The 16,763-nt window shown below is 60.0% G+C and carries 16 protein-coding genes; 9 read left to right on the top strand and 7 right to left on the bottom strand.

What is annotated here, in order from left to right; all coding sequences use genetic code 11:
• Positions 1 to 10 precede the first annotated feature (10 nt).
• The 5 genes from gpmI (at position 11) to HU754_RS02760 (ending at position 6,679) form a co-directional block, all read left to right on the top strand.
• On the top strand, positions 11 to 1,540 hold the full coding sequence (gpmI, locus tag HU754_RS02780; RefSeq protein ID WP_186620704.1) for a 2,3-bisphosphoglycerate-independent phosphoglycerate mutase: 1,530 nt from the start codon (positions 11 to 13) through the stop codon (positions 1,538 to 1,540).
• A 216-nt stretch (positions 1,541 to 1,756) separates the two neighbouring features.
• Positions 1,757 to 3,043, top strand: a complete 1,287-nt coding sequence (locus tag HU754_RS02775; protein ID WP_038359965.1) for a murein hydrolase activator EnvC family protein — start codon at positions 1,757 to 1,759, stop codon at positions 3,041 to 3,043.
• Positions 3,044 to 3,074: 31 nt separating this feature from the next.
• Positions 3,075 to 4,394 carry a S41 family peptidase gene (locus HU754_RS02770; RefSeq protein ID WP_053116593.1) on the top strand — a complete coding sequence of 440 codons (1,320 nt, stop codon included), beginning with the start codon at positions 3,075 to 3,077 and terminating at the stop codon, positions 4,392 to 4,394.
• 2 nt (positions 4,395 to 4,396) lie between these two features.
• On the top strand, positions 4,397 to 5,173 hold the full coding sequence (locus HU754_RS02765) for a divergent polysaccharide deacetylase family protein (RefSeq protein ID WP_186620705.1): 777 nt from the start codon (positions 4,397 to 4,399) through the stop codon (positions 5,171 to 5,173).
• 117 nt (positions 5,174 to 5,290) lie between these two features.
• Positions 5,291 to 6,679 (top strand): Vps62-related protein, encoded by a 1,389-nt coding sequence (locus tag HU754_RS02760; RefSeq protein WP_186620706.1) that lies wholly within the window; start codon positions 5,291 to 5,293, stop codon positions 6,677 to 6,679.
• Here the strand turns inward: HU754_RS02760 and HU754_RS02755 are convergent.
• The 7 genes from HU754_RS02755 to HU754_RS02725 form a co-directional block, all read right to left on the bottom strand.
• Positions 6,660 to 7,415 (bottom strand): substrate-binding periplasmic protein, encoded by a 756-nt coding sequence (locus tag HU754_RS02755; RefSeq protein ID WP_093430032.1) that lies wholly within the window; start codon positions 7,413 to 7,415, stop codon positions 6,660 to 6,662. The genes HU754_RS02760 and HU754_RS02755 overlap by 20 nt on opposite strands.
• A gap of 82 nt (positions 7,416 to 7,497) precedes the next feature.
• Entirely contained in the window at positions 7,498 to 8,268 is a 771-nt protein-coding gene (gene hisF / locus HU754_RS02750) for an imidazole glycerol phosphate synthase subunit HisF (RefSeq protein WP_007897430.1), read from the bottom strand.
• A 9-nt stretch (positions 8,269 to 8,277) separates the two neighbouring features.
• Positions 8,278 to 9,015, bottom strand: coding sequence for a 1-(5-phosphoribosyl)-5-[(5-phosphoribosylamino)methylideneamino]imidazole-4-carboxamide isomerase (hisA, locus tag HU754_RS02745; protein ID WP_003220753.1), 738 nt, complete (start codon positions 9,013 to 9,015; stop codon positions 8,278 to 8,280).
• Positions 9,016 to 9,057: 42 nt separating this feature from the next.
• Positions 9,058 to 9,318 (bottom strand): DUF2164 domain-containing protein, encoded by a 261-nt coding sequence (locus HU754_RS02740; protein WP_003220751.1) that lies wholly within the window; start codon positions 9,316 to 9,318, stop codon positions 9,058 to 9,060.
• A complete protein-coding gene (hisH, locus tag HU754_RS02735) occupies positions 9,319 to 9,957 on the bottom strand; it encodes an imidazole glycerol phosphate synthase subunit HisH (protein WP_007909206.1) in 639 nt (212 codons plus the stop codon).
• Positions 9,957 to 10,550: an imidazoleglycerol-phosphate dehydratase HisB gene (gene hisB / locus HU754_RS02730; protein ID WP_007909204.1), complete on the bottom strand. Its 594-nt coding sequence runs from the start codon at positions 10,548 to 10,550 to the stop codon at positions 9,957 to 9,959. The genes hisH and hisB overlap by 1 nt, the downstream gene beginning before the upstream one ends.
• Positions 10,551 to 10,823: 273 nt before the next feature.
• Positions 10,824 to 12,488, bottom strand: a complete 1,665-nt coding sequence (locus HU754_RS02725; RefSeq protein WP_099757746.1) for an OFA family MFS transporter — start codon at positions 12,486 to 12,488, stop codon at positions 10,824 to 10,826.
• A gap of 224 nt (positions 12,489 to 12,712) precedes the next feature.
• Between HU754_RS02725 and HU754_RS02720 the strand changes: the two genes are divergently transcribed.
• From HU754_RS02720 to HU754_RS02705, 4 genes are all read left to right on the top strand, one after another.
• Entirely contained in the window at positions 12,713 to 13,117 is a 405-nt protein-coding gene (locus tag HU754_RS02720) for an acetyl-CoA sensor PanZ family protein (protein ID WP_093430030.1), read from the top strand.
• A 78-nt stretch (positions 13,118 to 13,195) separates the two neighbouring features.
• Positions 13,196 to 15,421, top strand: coding sequence for an AsmA family protein (locus tag HU754_RS02715; RefSeq protein WP_099757745.1), 2,226 nt, complete (start codon positions 13,196 to 13,198; stop codon positions 15,419 to 15,421).
• Positions 15,418 to 16,485 carry an A/G-specific adenine glycosylase gene (gene mutY / locus HU754_RS02710; RefSeq protein WP_186620707.1) on the top strand — a complete coding sequence of 356 codons (1,068 nt, stop codon included), beginning with the start codon at positions 15,418 to 15,420 and terminating at the stop codon, positions 16,483 to 16,485. The genes HU754_RS02715 and mutY overlap by 4 nt, the downstream gene beginning before the upstream one ends.
• Positions 16,482 to 16,754, top strand: a complete 273-nt coding sequence (locus HU754_RS02705; RefSeq protein WP_016986336.1) for an oxidative damage protection protein — start codon at positions 16,482 to 16,484, stop codon at positions 16,752 to 16,754. The genes mutY and HU754_RS02705 overlap by 4 nt, the downstream gene beginning before the upstream one ends.
• Positions 16,755 to 16,763 lie beyond the last annotated feature (9 nt).

The following is a 16,763-nucleotide window of genomic DNA, read 5'->3' as shown; positions in this document are numbered from 1 at the left end:
AGTGGATTCCATGACTACCACGCCTAAACCTTTGGTCCTGATGATTCTCGACGGCTTCGGTCACAGCGACAGCCCCGAATCCAACGCCGTTTTTGCGGCGAAGAAGCCTGTTCTGGATCGCCTGTGGGCTACCGTGCCCAACGGCTTGATCTCGGGCAGCGGCATGGACGTCGGCCTGCCGGACGGCCAGATGGGCAACTCCGAAGTCGGCCACATGAACCTTGGCGCCGGCCGCGTGGTGTATCAGGACTTTACCCGCGTGACCAAAGCGATCCGCGACGGCGAGTTCTTCGAGAACCCGACCATCTGCGCCGCTGTGGACAAAGCCGTGGCCGCCGGCAAAGCCGTGCACTTCATGGGCCTGCTCTCCGATGGCGGCGTGCACAGCCACCAGGATCACCTGATCGCCATGGCCGAACTGGCCTTCAAGCGCGGCGCCGAAAAAATCTACCTGCACGCTTTCCTTGACGGTCGCGACACCCCACCGAAAAGCGCTGCGTCGTCCATCGAACTACTCGATGCGACCTTCCAGGCACTGGGCAAGGGCCGCATCGCCAGCATCATCGGCCGCTACTTCGCCATGGACCGTGACAACCGCTGGGACCGTGTGGCTCAGGCCTACAACCTGATCGTCGACGGCAACAGCGAATTCCACGCCGCCACTGCGCAGGAAGGTCTGGACGCCGCTTATGCGCGCGGCGAGAGCGACGAATTCGTCAAAGCCACGACCATCGGTGAGCCGGTGAAAGTCGAAGACGGCGACGCCGTGGTGTTCATGAACTTCCGCGCCGACCGCGCCCGCGAGCTGACTCGCGTGTTCGTCGAAGACGACTTCAAGGATTTCGAACGCGCGCGCCAGCCGAAACTGGCCGGTTTTGTGATGTTGACCCAATACGCAGCGAGCATCCCTGCACCCTCGGCGTTCGCCCCGGGCAGCCTGGAAAACGTCCTCGGCGACTATCTGGCGAAAAACGGCAAAACCCAGCTGCGCATCGCTGAAACCGAAAAATACGCCCACGTGACCTTCTTCTTCTCCGGCGGTCGTGAAGAACCGTTCCCGGGCGAAGAGCGCATCCTGATCCCGTCGCCGAAAGTCGCCACCTACGACCTACAGCCGGAAATGAGCGCGCCTGAGGTGACCGACCGCATCGTCGAAGCCATCGAAAACCAGCGTTACGACGTGATCGTGGTCAACTACGCCAACGGCGACATGGTTGGCCATAGCGGCGTGTTCGACGCGGCAGTGAAGGCTGTGGAATGCCTTGATACCTGCGTCGGGCGCATTGTCGAAGCGCTGGAGAAGGTTGGCGGCGAAGCGCTGATCACCGCTGACCACGGCAACGTCGAGCAAATGGCCGATGAATCCACCGGCCAGGCGCACACCGCACACACCACCGAGCCGGTACCGTTCATTTACGTCGGCAAGCGCGACCTCAAGGTCCGTGAAGGCGGCGTGCTGGCGGACGTGGCACCAACCATGCTGAAGCTGCTGGGCCTGGAAAAACCGGCGGAAATGACTGGCACTTCGATTCTGGTGTAAACCACACCTAACCTTGTGGGAGCGAGCTTGCTCGCGAATACGGTGGATCAGTCGACAGTGATGTCGCCTGACACACTGCTTTCGCGAGCAGGCTCACTCCTACATTGGTTTGTGGTGTTTTTCAGGCCAGTTATCACACAGCCCCAATTGGGCGTTTTTTTTGCAGCCTCGGGCGGGCATACTAGGCCGTCCATTACCCTGGTGCCGCCCGCCTCTATGCTCCGCGTCCTGATCGCCCTCGCTCTGACCTGCCTGCTCCAACCGGCCTTCGCTGACGAGCGCGCGCAAACCCAACAACAGTTGGACGCCACGCGTCAGGACATTGCCGAGCTGAAAAAGCTGCTGAGCAAAGTCCAGGAAGAAAAGTCCGGCGTGCAGAAAGAGCTCAAGGGCACTGAAACCGAGCTGGGCAAGCTGCAGAAGCAGGTCGACGCGCTGCAGAAAGAACTGCAGAAAAGCGAATCCGAGCTGCAGCGGCTCGATGCAGAGAAAAAAAAACTCCAGAGCGCGCGCACTGAACAGCAGCGACTGATCGCCATTCAGGCCCGCGCGGCCTATCAGAACGGTCGGCAGGAATACCTCAAGCTGCTGCTCAACCAGCAGAATCCCGAGAAATTCGCCCGCACCCTCACCTATTACGATTACCTGAGCCAGGCCCGCCTGGAACAGCTGAAGAACTTCAACGAAACCCTGCGCCAACTGGCCAATGTCGAAAAAGACATTGCCGCCCAACAGGCGCAATTGCTGGTACAGAAAAGCAGCCTCGATACCCAGCGCGACGAACTGGAAAATGTCCGCAAGGAACGCCAGCAAGTGCTCGCCAAGCTTAACGATGACGTGAAGGCCCGCGACCAGAAACTCGCCGCCCGCGAGCAGGATCAGGCAGACCTGTCTAAAGTCCTTAAAACCATTGAAGAAACCCTGGCCCGCCAGGCCCGTGAGGCAGAAGAAGCGCGGCAGAAAGCGCTGATCGCCCAGCAGGAAGCGGAAAAAAAGCGTTTGCGTGAGGCGCAGGCTGAAAACAGCGACGCCCCACGAAAACCCGCCAGATCCACTCCCGGCGCGCTGGTCTCCAGCAGCGGCGAGACCTTCGGTGGCCCTTTTGCTGCAACCCGGGGAAAACTTCCTTGGCCGGTTGATGGTCGATTGTTGGCACGCTTCGGCGAATCCCGTGGCGACGACGCCCGCACCAAGTGGGACGGCGTAATGATCAGCGCCTCCGCCGGCAGCCAGGTGCATGCCGTACACGGTGGTCGCGTGGTGTTCGCCGACTGGCTGCGCGGCGCCGGGCTGCTGGTGATCCTCGACCACGGCAACGGTTTTCTGAGTCTTTACGGTCACAACCAGACACTGCTCAAGTCGGCCGGTGACGTGGTTAAAGCCGGTGAGTCCATCTCCACTGTCGGTAACAGTGGCGGCCAGGACACATCAGCGCTGTATTTCGCAATTCGTCAGCAGGGTCACCCGAGTGATCCAGCACAATGGTGCCGCGCGCAAGGATAAGCGTGCCGCCTAATTCAGGAGTTCGTTCGACATGCTGCATTTGTCCCGCCTTACCTCGCTGGCCCTGACGATCGCCCTGGTGATCGGCGCGCCTCTGGCGTTCGCCGCTCAACCGGCCCCGGCCGTCGCTCCGGCAGGCACTGCCGCGACTTCCAAGGCACCGTTGCCGCTGGAAGAATTGCGCACCTTTGCCGAGGTCATGGACCGGATCAAAGCCGCTTACGTCGAGCCGGTGGACGACAAGACCCTGCTGGAAAACGCGATCAAGGGCATGCTCAGCAACCTTGATCCGCACTCGGCTTATCTTGGCCCGGAAGACTTCACCGAGCTGCAGGAAAGCACCAGCGGTGAGTTCGGCGGCCTGGGCATCGAAGTCGGCGCCGAAGACGGTTTCATCAAAGTCGTCTCGCCAATCGATGACACCCCGGCGTCGAAGGCCGGCATTCAGGCCGGCGACTTCATCGTCAAGATCAACGGCCAGCCGACGCGCGGCCAGACCATGACCGAAGCCGTCGACAAAATGCGCGGCAAGATCGGCCAGAAAATCACCCTGACCCTGGTACGCGACGGCGGTACGCCGTTCGACGTGACCCTGGCGCGCGCGGTGATTCAGGTGAAGAGCGTCAAGGCGCAGCTGCTGGAAACCGGCTACGCGTACATCCGCATCACCCAGTTCCAGGTCAAGACCGGCGAAGAGGTCTCCAAGGCCCTGGCCAAGTTGCGCAAGGACAACGGCAAGAAGCTCAACGGCATCATCCTCGACCTGCGCAACAACCCGGGTGGCGTGTTGCAGGCGGCGGTGGAAGTGGTCGACCATTTCATCACCAAAGGTCTGATCGTTTACACCAAAGGCCGCATCGCCAATTCCGAACTGCGTTTCTCGGCCACCGGCAAAGACGAAAGTGAAGCCGTGCCGATGGTCGTGCTGATCAACGGTGGCAGTGCCTCGGCTTCGGAAATCGTCGCCGGCGCCCTGCAGGACCAGAAACGCGCGGTGGTCATGGGCACCACCAGTTTCGGCAAAGGCTCGGTACAAACCGTACTGCCGCTGAACAATGACCGTGCATTGAAGATCACTACCGCGCTGTACTTCACGCCGAATGGTCGTTCGATTCAGGCGCAGGGCATCGTTCCGGACATCGAAGTGCGCAAGGCCAAGATCACCAACGAGGCCGATGGCGATTACTTCAAGGAAGCCGACCTGCAAGGTCACCTGGGCAATGGCAACGGCGGCGCGGACAAACCAACCGGCTCCGGCGCCAAGCCCAAAGCCATGCCGCAGGATGATGACTATCAATTGGCCCAGGCCCTGAGCCTGCTCAAAGGGCTGAGCATCACGTCCGGCCGTTGAGGATGTCGCTGCGTTTCGTCCTCGTTCTGTTGTGCTGTCTGGCGGGTGCTGCTCACGCAGAGCCCGCCAGCCCAAAGCCACACAAAGCCTATCTGACATTGATCATCGACGACCTGGGGCAGAACCTGCCCCGGGATCGCCGCGTGCTGGCCCTGCCCGGCCCGGTGACCACGGCGATCATGCCGGACACCCCGCACGCCACCGAGTTTGCCCGCGAAGCCCATCGCGCCGGCAAGATCGTTATCCTGCACATGCCCATGGACCCGGCCACCGGTCCCTATGCCTGGCACCCCGAACTGCCCATCGAAGAACTGGAAAAACGCCTCAACGCCGCGTTCAAAATGGTCCCCTACACTGCCGGCATCAATAACCACATGGGCAGCCGCATGACTGCGCAACCGGTGGCGATGGCCTGGTTGATGGGCGAACTGCAGCGCCGGCACAAGTTCTTCGTCGACAGCCGCACCAGCGCCCAGACCGTGGCGGCGCAGCAGGCGCAGAAGATCGATCTGGCCAGTGTCTCGCGGGACGTGTTTCTTGATGACGAGCGCACTGAGGCAGCGATCTCCACGCAGTTGCAGACCGCGATCAGCCTGGCGCGCAAGCAGGGTTCGGCGGTGATGATCGGCCATCCCTATCCGCAGACACTGGCAGTGCTGGAGCGCGAACTGCCGAAGTTGAAGGGCCAGGGAATCGACTGGATCGATATCAAACAGATGATCAGCCTGCGCAGCAATCGCGCCATGGCCAGTCATGGTAAAGACGGGGTTTATCGGTAATACCCTGTGACGCTAGCACATACATAGTTACCACCCGGAAACCGTCCCTGTTCCCGATAGTGCGACCTGCAACAGGTCGCGACGCCCTCGCGTCGCTTTCAACTATCAGGAATCATCATGACTATTGAAGACAACACCGCAGCGCATCCCATGCCCATGCCCATGCCCATGGAACCGATCATGCAGGACAATCTGCTGATCAACTTCACCACGGAGTTTCACCGGGTCTGGAGCACTAACGGCTCAAAAGCCAAACCCGCCACATTCTGGCGCCCCACTCCTGCTCCAGATGCATTGCCGGGCTACTTTCCGCTGGGCGACGTGCTCTTTCCCGGCGACGCCAATATCAATGGCGAAATGGTCGCAGCCGTAGTCTGCGAGAAAGATATGGCAGGGTCCTTAAGCACTAAAGGAAAGGCACTGGCCCGCCCTGCCGATTTTGAACTGGTCTGGAAAGAAACCGGAGCGCCCGGTGTTACTCGCATGTCGATCTGGCGACCTCTGGCACCCGCCGGTTACGTCGCTCTGGGACTCGTGTGCTCCAACGATCACTGCAAACCTTCGTTGAACTCGGTGCGCTGCGTCAGGCTCGACCTGGTCATAGCAGCGAACGTCGGTGATCTGATCTGGAATGACAAGGGCAGCGGTGCCAAGCTCAGTTTCAGCGCCTTTGGCATCGAACCGTCGACTGCCGCCGCAGGCGACATCCATTTTGCACCCGGCACCTTCGTGGGCATCCAAGGCTACAGCAAGCCTGCAGCACCTTCGACGGCGTATGGCTTGCGCATGCAAATTCCGCTGCAAGTCAGCGCATCGCCGCAAATTCCGACCCTCACCGGATACACGAAGCCCGTAGTGAACGAACCCGCCACCGTCACCCAGATTGCCCGCCTGCCTTGGTTCGCAGTGCGAGATCATGCTCATCCCGGCGAACAATTTCGCAATTCGCCTTACTACGAACTGAAGAGAACTGACGAATATGTGCTCATTGGTCACGAGCGCAATGAATCGGACAAGCATCGGGCCGTTAAATGGACAGCACCACGTCTGCAGAACGCGGTGACAATGCGCATGTTCCATAGTTTTACCGCCATGGAAATCGTCAAAGCCTGGCCGACCGTGCCTCTCAGCGATATCCGCATGACAAAATTCTCGGCCTGCCTGCCAAAAAGTTTGACCCGCACCGAAACGTCTTCCAACGGTTGGAACGAGCTACGATCTCAAGTGGTTGTTGCCATGGCGCCGAAGCAAACAGCCGTCGCGGTTTATCAGATGCAAAGCCATTACGAGTTGGTACGGGAAGACGGTACTCAAGTGGCGGTCGACTTTGGTTATACCGATGATTCAAGCGTTCTGCTGACGCAATATCCGCCGGAGTCCGTTGAGCTCGCCAGCGCGTGTCCGCCGCTGACGACAGACACCCCGGCAATATCTGGCACCGATGGCGCTAACGCTAAAGAGCAGCCATCATCGGGCCTGGATGTCGTTATAGATACCGCCCCATGATTTCGTCCACCACGCCTTCTTTGCGCAACTGATCCAGCGCAGCCTGAAGCTTGGCGACCACTTCGTCGGAGACGTCCTTGTTCAGCGCCAGATACAGTTCTGCACTGTTGAAGCGCAGCACGGTCTTGAGACCGGTGACACCGTCCTGCCTCGCCAGATAGCGCCCGGCAGGATCACCGGTGGCCCACAGGTCGATCTGACCATTGACCAGTTTCTTCGCGTTGTCCTGATCGCGCAGCACTACTATCGGCTTCAGACCTTGTTTGGTCAGTGTCTCGGCAATCGCATCGCCCTTGTAGGCACCGATCTTGTACTTGCGCGCATCATTGAGGGTTTCGAGGGTGATCTTGCTGTCAGCCTTGGCCAGCATGATCCAGTCATCCGGACCGATCGGGCCGACCCATTTGAAGAGCTTTTCGCGGTCCGGCAGACGCGCCATCACGAAGGCGCCATAACCGGGATTTTCCAGAGCCAGTTTGTAGACGCGCTCCCAAGGAAAGCGCAGGGTCAGGCTGTAAGTGATGCCAGCACGCTGGAACACTTCGCGCACGATGTCGGTGGCGATGCCATTGATGTTCTCGCCTTGGGCGAAGTTCTTGCCGTTTTTCGCCATGTTATACGGCGGGAAATTTTCGGTGAGGAGCACCAGATCGGTGTCGGGACTGTTTTCGGCGCGGGCGGTGTTGATGAGCAACATCGATGCACTGGCGAGAACAAGAAGCAGGCGTTTGATCATGTCGGGCTACCGGAATCCATGGCGTGCCCAAGAGTGCCTTGGGTGCGCCATGCTGTCCACTGGCCTGTATCGATCTTGACGCTTAACGCATCACGATCCCGCGATGGGCCATATAGGCCTTGGCTTCCTGCACGGTGTATTCGCCGAAGTGGAAAATACTCGCCGCCAGCACCGCACTGGCATGGCCCTCGAGAATGCCGTCAGCCAAGTGCTGCAGATTGCCGACGCCGCCGGAAGCGATCACCGGAATGCCCAGCGCATCACTGATTGCGCGGGTCACGCCGAGGTCGAAACCGTTTTTCATGCCGTCCTGATCCATGCTGGTCAGCAGGATCTCACCGGCACCGAGGCCTTCCATTTTCTTCGCCCACTCGACCGCGTCGAGGCCGGTTGGCTTGCGCCCGCCGTGGGTGAAGATCTCCCAGCGCGGGGTTTCACCCGGGCCAGAAACCTTCTTCGCGTCGATGGCGACAACGATGCACTGCGAGCCGAAATGCTGCGCCGCTTCACCGACGAACTCCGGGTTGAATACGGCAGCGGTGTTGATCGATACCTTGTCCGCGCCGGCATTGAGCAGATTGCGAATGTCCTGCACGGTGCGCACGCCGCCGCCAACGGTCAGCGGAATGAACACCTGGCTGGCCATGCGCTCGACGGTATGCAGCGTGGTGTCACGGCCATCGACGCTGGCGGTGATATCGAGAAAAGTAATCTCGTCGGCGCCCTGCTCGTCGTAACGACGGGCGATTTCCACCGGGTCACCGGCGTCGCGGATGTTTTCGAACTTCACACCTTTGACGACCCGGCCGTTGTCCACGTCCAGGCAAGGGATGATGCGTTTGGCCAGCGCCATGGTCAGTCCTCAGCCTTGGTACGAATCGCAGAAAGCTTGCGCTTCGGCGACGTCGAGGGTGCCTTCGTAAATCGCCCGGCCCGTGATGGCGCCGATGATGCCTGGCGCTTTGGCGTCGAGCAGCGACTTGATGTCACCCAGATTGTGGATGCCGCCGGAAGCGATCACCGGGATCTTGGTGGCAGCGGCCAGCGCAGCGGTGAACGGCACGTTGCAACCCTGCATCATGCCGTCTTTGGCGATGTCGGTATAAACGATCGAGGAGACGCCGTCGGCTTCAAACTGCTTGGCCAGATCGATGACCTGCACGGTGCTGATTTCAGCCCAGCCATCGGTGGCGACGAAACCGTCTTTGGCATCCAGACCGACGATGATCTTGCCCGGGAACGCGCGGCAGGCTTCAGCGACGAACGCCGGATCTTTCACGGCTTTGGTGCCGATGATCACGTAGCTCACGCCAGCCTTGACGTAGTGCTCGATGGTTTCCAGCGAACGGATGCCGCCACCGATCTGGATCGGCAGGGTCGGGTAGCGCTTGGCGATCGCGGTAACCACTTCGCCGTTGACTGGCTGGCCTTCAAAAGCGCCGTTCAGATCGACCAGATGCAGACGGCGGCAACCGCCCTCCACCCACTTGGCAGCCATGCTCACCGGATCATCGGAGAACACCGTGGAATCTTCCATGCGGCCCTGACGCAAACGTACGCAGGCACCGTCTTTAAGATCGATAGCGGGAATAATCAGCATCTGGCAAACCTTCAAATTTGAATGTTCAGCTTGGCTCGGAAATCAGTTTTTCTCGAGCGCCCACAGGTCGCTTTCGATGCTTTCAAACCGCTCTTTGAGGTGGGTCTGCACATCGAAAATCGCCCTGTTGTAATAGTGCGGAGCAATTTCGCGGGTAAATAACTCAAGAATTTCCGCCGCTTCGAACGAACCGAGATCCAGTTCGAAACGGTCTTCCATGAACCGCTGAATCTTGCGATTGGCCTCGTTCTCCTGTTCGGGAGTAAGGGTCAGGATCGGCGGTTTGGATTTCTTGGCAGCCATTTACCAGCGACCGTCCCACGCGGCGAAGTTCTGCAGTAATTGCAGGCCATGGGTATGGCTCTTCTCCGGGTGGAACTGCACGGCGAAGCGCGAGCCATCGGCCAGCGCCGCAGCGAAATCGACACCGTAATGACCGCCACCGACCACCTGCCGCGCGTTGGCGGCGGCGATGTAGTAGCTGTGCACGAAGTAAAAACGCGCCATGTCCGGAATGTCGTGCCACAACGGGTGGCTGACCTTCTGCTTCACCTCGTTCCAGCCCATGTGCGGGACTTTCAGGTGCTCGCCGTCTTCATGCAGGTCTTTGCCGAAGAACTTCACCGCGCCCGGGAACAGGCCGATGCAGTCGACGCCGTCGTTCTCTTCACTGGTGTCGAGCAAGGCCTGCATGCCGACACAGATGCCAAGAAATGGACGATCCTGACTGACTTCACGCACCAGTGAATCGAAGCCGAGGCGACGGATCTCCGCCATGCAGTCGCGAATTGCGCCAACACCGGGGAACACCACGCGGTCAGCTTCGCGAATCACGGCGGCATCGCTGGTGATCAGCACTTTACCGGCGCCGACGTGCTCGAGGGCCTTGGCCACCGAGTGCAGGTTGCCCATGCCGTAATCGATAACTGCAACCGTCTGCATTACAGAACGCCTTTGGTCGATGGCATTTGCCCGGCCATGCGCTCATCCAGCTCGACAGCCATGCGCAGCGCGCGGCCGAAAGCCTTGAACACGGTTTCGATCTGGTGGTGGGTGTTGGTGCCACGCAGGTTGTCGATGTGCAGACTGACCAGCGCATGGTTGACGAAGCCCTGGAAGAACTCCTGGAACAGGTCAACGTCGAAGCCGCCGACGGTGGCGCGGGTGTACGGCACGTGCATCTGCAGGCCTGGACGACCGGAGAAGTCGATGACGACGCGCGACAGCGCTTCATCGAGCGGCACGTAGGCATGACCGTAGCGACGGATGCCTTTTTTATCGCCGATGGCTTTGGCAAACGCCTGGCCGAGGGTGATACCGACATCTTCCACCGTATGGTGGTCGTCGATATGCAGATCGCCCTTGCATTCAATATCCAGGTCGATCAACCCGTGACGGGCGATCTGATCCAGCATGTGCTCAAGAAAAGGAACACCGATATCGAATCGGGCCTTTCCGGTGCCATCAAGGTTGATCGAGGCTTTGATCTGGGTTTCCAGAGTGTCGCGCTCGACAGACGCCTTACGTTCGGCCATCACCAGCTCCGCAAAATCATTGGGCGAAAAAGGCAGCCATTATAGGCACGCGAGGCGCAAACAGAAACACGAGAGGTGAGATGGCTGACGGATAGAATGCCCGGCTGTCGCGGGTAGACATGTCCATACAAGCCATTACAGGCAGCGCAAAAACAAATGTGGGAGCGAGCTTGCTCGCGAATGCGGTGGGTCAGCCAACACTTATGTCGACTGACAGTCCGTCTTCGCGAGCAGGCTCGCTCCCACAGGTTCGGTGTTTATCCAGCTAACACCTTAGTGAAACAGTACCGCCGTCTTCTGCAGGGTCACCCACACACCCCACGCCAATGGAATACCCACCACCAGCCACGCAGCGATCGCCAGCGGCTTGCTGCCCGGGGCGGCTTTCCACTCCAGGACCGTGCTGGCATCAGCACCTTTGTCGTGACCCAGCGCCTGTTCGGCAGCCAGCTCAGCGTCGGTCATGAAGTATTTGTCAGCCACCGGACGCACCAGCAGGTTGCACAGGAAGCCCAGCACCAGCAGGCCTGCGAGGATGTACAGGGTGATGTCGTAAGCGGCAGCGCGTTCAACGCCGATGCTCAACTGATACTCACGCAGGTAGTTCACCAGCACCGGACCGAGCACGCCGGCCGCAGCCCAAGCGGTCAGCAGACGACCGTGGATCGCACCGACCATCTGCGTACCGAACAGGTCGGCCAGATACGCCGGCACCGTGGCAAAACCGCCGCCGTACATCGACAGAATGATGCAGAACGCCGCCACGAACAGCGCAACATTGCCCAAATGGCCCATGTTCGGAATCAGCGCGTACAGGGCAAAACCCAGGGCGAAGAACACGAAGTAGGTGTTTTTGCGGCCCAGGTAGTCCGAGAACGAAGCCCAGAAGAAGCGGCCACCGATATTGAACAGGCTGAGCAGACCGGTGAAACCGGCAGCAATCGCAGCGATCGAAGCCAGTTGCCCGGCGTCGAGCTGACCAAACGGCACATCGACCCCCAGCAGTTTGCCGCCGAACACTTCCTGCAGCAGTGGCGAAGCCATGCCGAGGATGCCGATGCCGGCAGACACGTTCAGGCACAGCACCAGCCAGACCAGACGGAATTGCGGGGTTTTCCACGCCACATTCACGTGCACGTGACGGTGGGTGATCATCGAGTTCGAGGCTTTCTTCGCCGGAGCGGTCCAGCCTTCAGGTTTCCAGCCGGTTGGCGGAACGCGGTAAGCCAGAGCACCACCGATCATGAACACGAAGTAGATCGCGGCCATGGCGACGAAGCTCTGCCAGACGCCGACACCGGTTGGCGAAGCGAAGTGGCTCATCAGCGCGGTTGCCAGCGGTGCACCAACCATCGCGCCGCCACCGAAGCCCATGATTGCCATGCCGGTAGCCATGCCGCGCTTGTCCGGGAACCACTTGATCAGGGTCGAGACCGGCGAGATATAGCCCAGACCCAGACCGATACCGCCGATCACGCCCGAACCGAGCCACATCAGCCAGATCTGGTGGGTATAAATACCCAACGCGGAGATCAGCAGACCGCCGCACCAGCACAGTGCAGATACGACACCGGCCTTGCGTGGCCCCGCGTGTTCCAGCCAGCCACCCCAGATCGCTGCCGAGCAGCCGAGGAAGATGAAGAACAGCGTGTAGATCCAGCCGAGCATCGAGATCGGCCAGTCGCAGTTCGACGAAAATACCTGTGCGATGAAGCTCATGTCCGGTGCGCAAGCCACCGGAGCGGTGACGCCCAGCGCCTTGGACAGCGGCAACCAGAACACCGAGAAGCCATAGGCCATGCCGATGCACAGGTGGATGGCCAGAGCGGCCGGTGGGACTAGCCAACGGTTGAAACCGGGCTTGGCGATGATGCGTTCCTTGGACAGGAACGCGGGCTGATCGGCTTTGAGGCCGTCCGCCGTGATGCTCGTGCTCATTGTGTATCCCCCAATTATTAGTATGGTTCGCCAGCCACTGTTCACCCCCGGCCTTTATGCACGCAGGCATGACCGTTTTTTTGGGTGAAGCTCCTTGAAGGCGCGACGTTAAGTCGCAGAAGGACGGACGAACGGGCGAAGGTTACCATTTGCACGTGACAGAAAAACCAAACTGATATCACCTTTTTTCTGTCGTCTGATCTCGTATCACTCAGGAAAACGTCATGCCAATCGTCGTACAAGCGCTGAACGCCGCCAATTATCAGGACCAGGAGGATTTGCGGAAGATTTATCGCGACGCGCCGGACTGGCTGTTCGCGCCGTTTTCCGGTGAAAACAATCTGATCGACCGCACGCTCGCCGAGGGAAGTTTTATTGCCGGGCGTTTCAACGACCGCCTGCTCGGTGCCGCTCGTCTACAGAGGCACCACGACGTTTGGTACTTGTCCCATTTATGCGTACGAAAAGTTACCCGTCGCCGTGGGGTTGCTGAACGGCTGGTGAACCAAGCGCAGAAAATGGCGTCGCAAGCGGGGGCTGAACTGCGTCTGCTGGCGCCTGCCGGGCATCCTGAAGCCTTGGCAATTGCAGCGAAGTTACACCTCCCGCTGGAGGTACTGGCAACATGACGCCACACCGAACCGGGCAATTGCAGCGCTATACTCCCCGGCTAAATTACGAATTCGACTAATTACAAGGACTCGCCCATGAAAGCGTTCGGCAAAATCCTGGGTCTGGTACTTCTCGGATTGTTGCTGATCATTGTGGCGGCAGGTTTTGCCCTGACCCACCTCTTCGATCCCAACGATTACAAAGACGAGATTCGCCAGATAGCCCGCGACAAGGCCCACATCGAGCTGACGCTCAATGGCGACATCGGCTGGAGCCTGTTCCCGTGGCTCGGCCTGGAACTGCACGAGGCCAGCGTTGCCACCCTGATCAATCCGACTGAACCGTATGCCGATTTGCAGATGCTCGGCCTGTCCGTGCGCGTGCTGCCGCTGTTGCGCCGCGAAGTGCAAATGAGCGATGTCCGCGTTGAAGGGCTGAACCTGCGCCTGAAACGCGACAAAAACGGCCACGGCAACTGGGAAGACATCGGCAAGGTGCCGACAGCCGCCGCACCTGCCGGCAGCCCGGCACCGGCCAGCGCAGCCACTGCACAAGCCCCTGCCCAACCGGAAAAACCGCCACAGCCGATCCGCCTCGACATCGACAGCCTGACCGTCAACAACGCCCGCGTTGAATACAACGACGAGCTGACCGGCAAGCAATTCAGCGCCGAGAGCATCCAGTTGAGCACCGGCCCGGTACACGATTCGACGAATATTCCGGTGAAAGCCACGGCATTCCTCGGCACCAACCAGCCGGTCCTGCGCGTGCGTACCGAGCTCACTGGCGAGCTGCGCATCGAGCGCGCACTGCAGCGCTACAAATTCGAAGACATGAAGCTGTCCGGCGAACTGGCCGGCGATCCGTTGCAAGGCAAGACCATGACCTTCGCAGCTCAGGGCCAGTTATCGCTGGATAAAGCGGCGAACGTCGCCGAATGGACCGGCATCAAGATCTCTGCCAACCAGTTGCGCGCCTTGGGTGAGCTGAAAGCCAATGACCTCGACAAGACCCCGCAAATCACTGGCGGGCTCTCCATCGCCCAGTTCGATCTGGCGAAATTCGTCGACAGCATCGGTCAGAAACTGCCGGCCATGGCCGAGGGCAGTCTGAGCAAAGTCGAATTGGTCAGCCGCGTTGCCGCCACGCCAACCAGCATCGCCTTCGACAACATCAACCTGAAACTCGACGACAGCAGCTTCAGCGGCCGCATCGCCGTCGAAGACTTCGCCAAACAATCGCTGCGGGCAATTCTCAAGGCCGATACGTTCAACGCTGACCGCTACCTGCCGCCGAAATCGGCACAAGCCAACAGCGCCACGCAAGTGCGTCAGGCCGAAGTCGCCAGCACCGAAGCCGATGCCATGGCCGGTGCCGGTTCCACGCCACTGCCGGACAAACCAAGCAAAACCGCCTGGAGTACCGAGCGCCTGTTGCCGGTTGAACGCCTGGCCAAACTCGACGTCGATGCCGATCTGACCTTCGGCCAACTGACCCTCGACAAACTGCCGATCCAGAACGCCGCACTGAAAGCCACCGGCCAAGGCGGCTTGCTGACCCTGACCAACCTGAGCGGCGAACTGTACAACGGCGGTTTCGCCGCCAATGGCACCCTCGATGTACGCCCGAGCGCGCCTGTGCTGAACCTGCAGACCAAGCTCAATCGCGTGCCTGTAGAAAAAATCCTCGAAAGCCAAGGCAAGAACCCGCCCGTCAAAGGCCTGGTAACCCTCACCAGCAATGTCACTGGCAGCGGCAACAGCCAGCAGGCACTGATCGATACGCTTAACGGCAACGCCAGCTTCGTGATCAACAACGGCGTGCTGCTCAACGCCAATCTTGAACAGCAACTGTGCAAAGGCATCGCCACGCTTAACCGCAAAACCCTCAGCGGCGAACCTCGCGGTAAAGACACGCCATTCCAGGAACTCAAGGGCAACCTGACTTTCCGCAATGGCATTGCCAGCAACCCGGACCTGAAAGTGCGCATCCCCGGCATGACCGTCAACGGTGACGGCGACATCGACTTGCGCGTGCTCGGCATGGACTATCGCGTCGGCATCATCGTCGAGGGCGACACCAGCGCCATGCCGGATCCGGCGTGTCAGGTCGGCGAAAAATTCGTCGGCATCGAATGGCCACTGCGCTGCCGTGGCCCGCTGGAATTGGGCGCCAAGGCCTGCCGTGTCGACAACGATCGCCTCGGTCAGGTCGCGACCAAACTGGCCGGCGACAAGCTCAGTGAAAAAATCGACGAAAAACTCGGTGACAAGGTCAGCCCGGAATTGAAAAACGCATTGAAGGGGCTGTTCAAGCGATGAGAGCGGAGCAATTTTCCACGGCGGTGCTGGATTGGTTCGACCGCCACGGCCGCCACGATCTGCCTTGGCAGCAGAACATCAACCCGTATCGGGTGTGGGTGTCGGAGATCATGTTGCAGCAGACCCAAGTCAGCACCGTGCTCAATTACTTCGACCGTTTCATGGCCGCGCTGCCGACGGTCGAAGCGCTGGCAGAAGCCCCCGAAGACGAAGTGCTGCACCTGTGGACCGGGCTGGGTTACTACACCCGCGCGCGCAATTTGCAGAAGACTGCGAAGATCGTCGTCAGCCAATACGCTGGCGAGTTTCCGCGTGACGTTGAAAAGCTTACCGATCTACCAGGCATTGGTCTGTCCACTGCCGGCGCGATTGCCAGCATCAGCATGGGCCTGCGCGCGCCGATCCTCGACGGCAACGTCAAACGCGTGCTGGCACGCTTTACCGCGCAAGAGGGCTACCCCGGCGAACCGAAGGTCGCCAAACAACTGTGGGCCACCGCTGAACGCTTTACGCCGCACGATCGGGTCAACGCCTACACCCAGGCGATGATGGATCTCGGCGCCACACTGTGCACGCGTAGCAAACCGAGCTGCCTGCTGTGTCCGCTGGAGCGTGGCTGCGAAGCGCACATGCTCGGCCTCGAAACCCGCTACCCGATTCCCAAGCCGCGCAAAGCCATTCCGCAGAAGCGCACGCTGATGCCGATGCTCGCCAACGGCGACGGCGCGATTCTGCTTTACCGTCGCCCCTCGAGCGGTTTGTGGGGCGGTCTGTGGAGCCTGCCGGAACTCGACGACCTCGATGACCTGCAACATCTCGCCGATCAGCACTCGCTGACCATGGGGGAGCAGCAGGCGCTGCCGAACCTCGTCCACACGTTCAGCCATTTCCAGCTGTCCATCGAACCTTGGCTGGTTCAGGTGCAGGAGGCCGCCCATCACGTGGCCGAGGCCGACTGGCTCTGGTATAACCTCGCCACCCCGCCGCGCCTGGGCCTCGCCGCCCCGGTCAAAACCTTGCTCGAACGCGCGGCCGCCGTCTTGAATGCAGGAGAGTCGCCATGACCCGCACCGTAATGTGCCGCAAGTACAAAGAAGAATTGCCCGCGCTGGACCGCGCCCCTTTCCCGGGCGCCAAAGGTCAGGATATTTTTGACCACGTCTCCGCCAAGGCCTGGGCTGACTGGCAGAAACACCAAACCCTGCTGATCAACGAAAAGCGTCTGAACATGATGAACGCCGAAGACCGCAAATATCTTCAGGGCGAAATGGACAAGTACTTCTCCGGCGAGGAATACGCCAAGGCCGAAGGCTACGTTCCGCCTGCTGAGTAAACCCTGCAA

The sequence above is a fragment of the Pseudomonas zeae genome (assembly GCF_014268485.2).
GTDB classification, from domain to species: Bacteria; Pseudomonadota; Gammaproteobacteria; order Pseudomonadales; family Pseudomonadaceae; genus Aquipseudomonas; species Aquipseudomonas neuropathica.
Note: the sequence above shows the minus strand (reverse complement) of the source record. Positions and strands in the feature narration are given on the sequence as shown.

What these genes read in the sequence shown, in the direction of transcription:
- gpmI (WP_186620704.1), top strand. Translation starts at nt 11, where the DNA reads ATGACTACCACGCCTAAACCTTTGGTCCTGATGATTCTCGACGGCTTC.
- HU754_RS02775 (WP_038359965.1), top strand. Translation starts at nt 1,757, where the DNA reads ATGCTCCGCGTCCTGATCGCCCTCGCTCTGACCTGCCTGCTCCAACCG.
- HU754_RS02770 (WP_053116593.1), top strand. Translation starts at nt 3,075, where the DNA reads ATGCTGCATTTGTCCCGCCTTACCTCGCTGGCCCTGACGATCGCCCTG.
- HU754_RS02765 (WP_186620705.1), top strand. Translation starts at nt 4,397, where the DNA reads ATGTCGCTGCGTTTCGTCCTCGTTCTGTTGTGCTGTCTGGCGGGTGCT.
- HU754_RS02760 (WP_186620706.1), top strand. Translation starts at nt 5,291, where the DNA reads ATGACTATTGAAGACAACACCGCAGCGCATCCCATGCCCATGCCCATG.
- HU754_RS02755 (WP_093430032.1), bottom strand. Translation starts at nt 7,415, where the DNA reads ATGATCAAACGCCTGCTTCTTGTTCTCGCCAGTGCATCGATGTTGCTC.
- hisF (WP_007897430.1), bottom strand. Translation starts at nt 8,268, where the DNA reads ATGGCGCTGGCCAAACGCATCATCCCTTGCCTGGACGTGGACAACGGC.
- hisA (WP_003220753.1), bottom strand. Translation starts at nt 9,015, where the DNA reads ATGCTGATTATTCCCGCTATCGATCTTAAAGACGGTGCCTGCGTACGT.
- HU754_RS02740 (WP_003220751.1), bottom strand. Translation starts at nt 9,318, where the DNA reads ATGGCTGCCAAGAAATCCAAACCGCCGATCCTGACCCTTACTCCCGAA.
- hisH (WP_007909206.1), bottom strand. Translation starts at nt 9,957, where the DNA reads ATGCAGACGGTTGCAGTTATCGATTACGGCATGGGCAACCTGCACTCG.
- hisB (WP_007909204.1), bottom strand. Translation starts at nt 10,550, where the DNA reads ATGGCCGAACGTAAGGCGTCTGTCGAGCGCGACACTCTGGAAACCCAG.
- HU754_RS02725 (WP_099757746.1), bottom strand. Translation starts at nt 12,488, where the DNA reads ATGAGCACGAGCATCACGGCGGACGGCCTCAAAGCCGATCAGCCCGCG.
- HU754_RS02720 (WP_093430030.1), top strand. Translation starts at nt 12,713, where the DNA reads ATGCCAATCGTCGTACAAGCGCTGAACGCCGCCAATTATCAGGACCAG.
- HU754_RS02715 (WP_099757745.1), top strand. Translation starts at nt 13,196, where the DNA reads ATGAAAGCGTTCGGCAAAATCCTGGGTCTGGTACTTCTCGGATTGTTG.
- mutY (WP_186620707.1), top strand. Translation starts at nt 15,418, where the DNA reads ATGAGAGCGGAGCAATTTTCCACGGCGGTGCTGGATTGGTTCGACCGC.
- HU754_RS02705 (WP_016986336.1), top strand. Translation starts at nt 16,482, where the DNA reads ATGACCCGCACCGTAATGTGCCGCAAGTACAAAGAAGAATTGCCCGCG.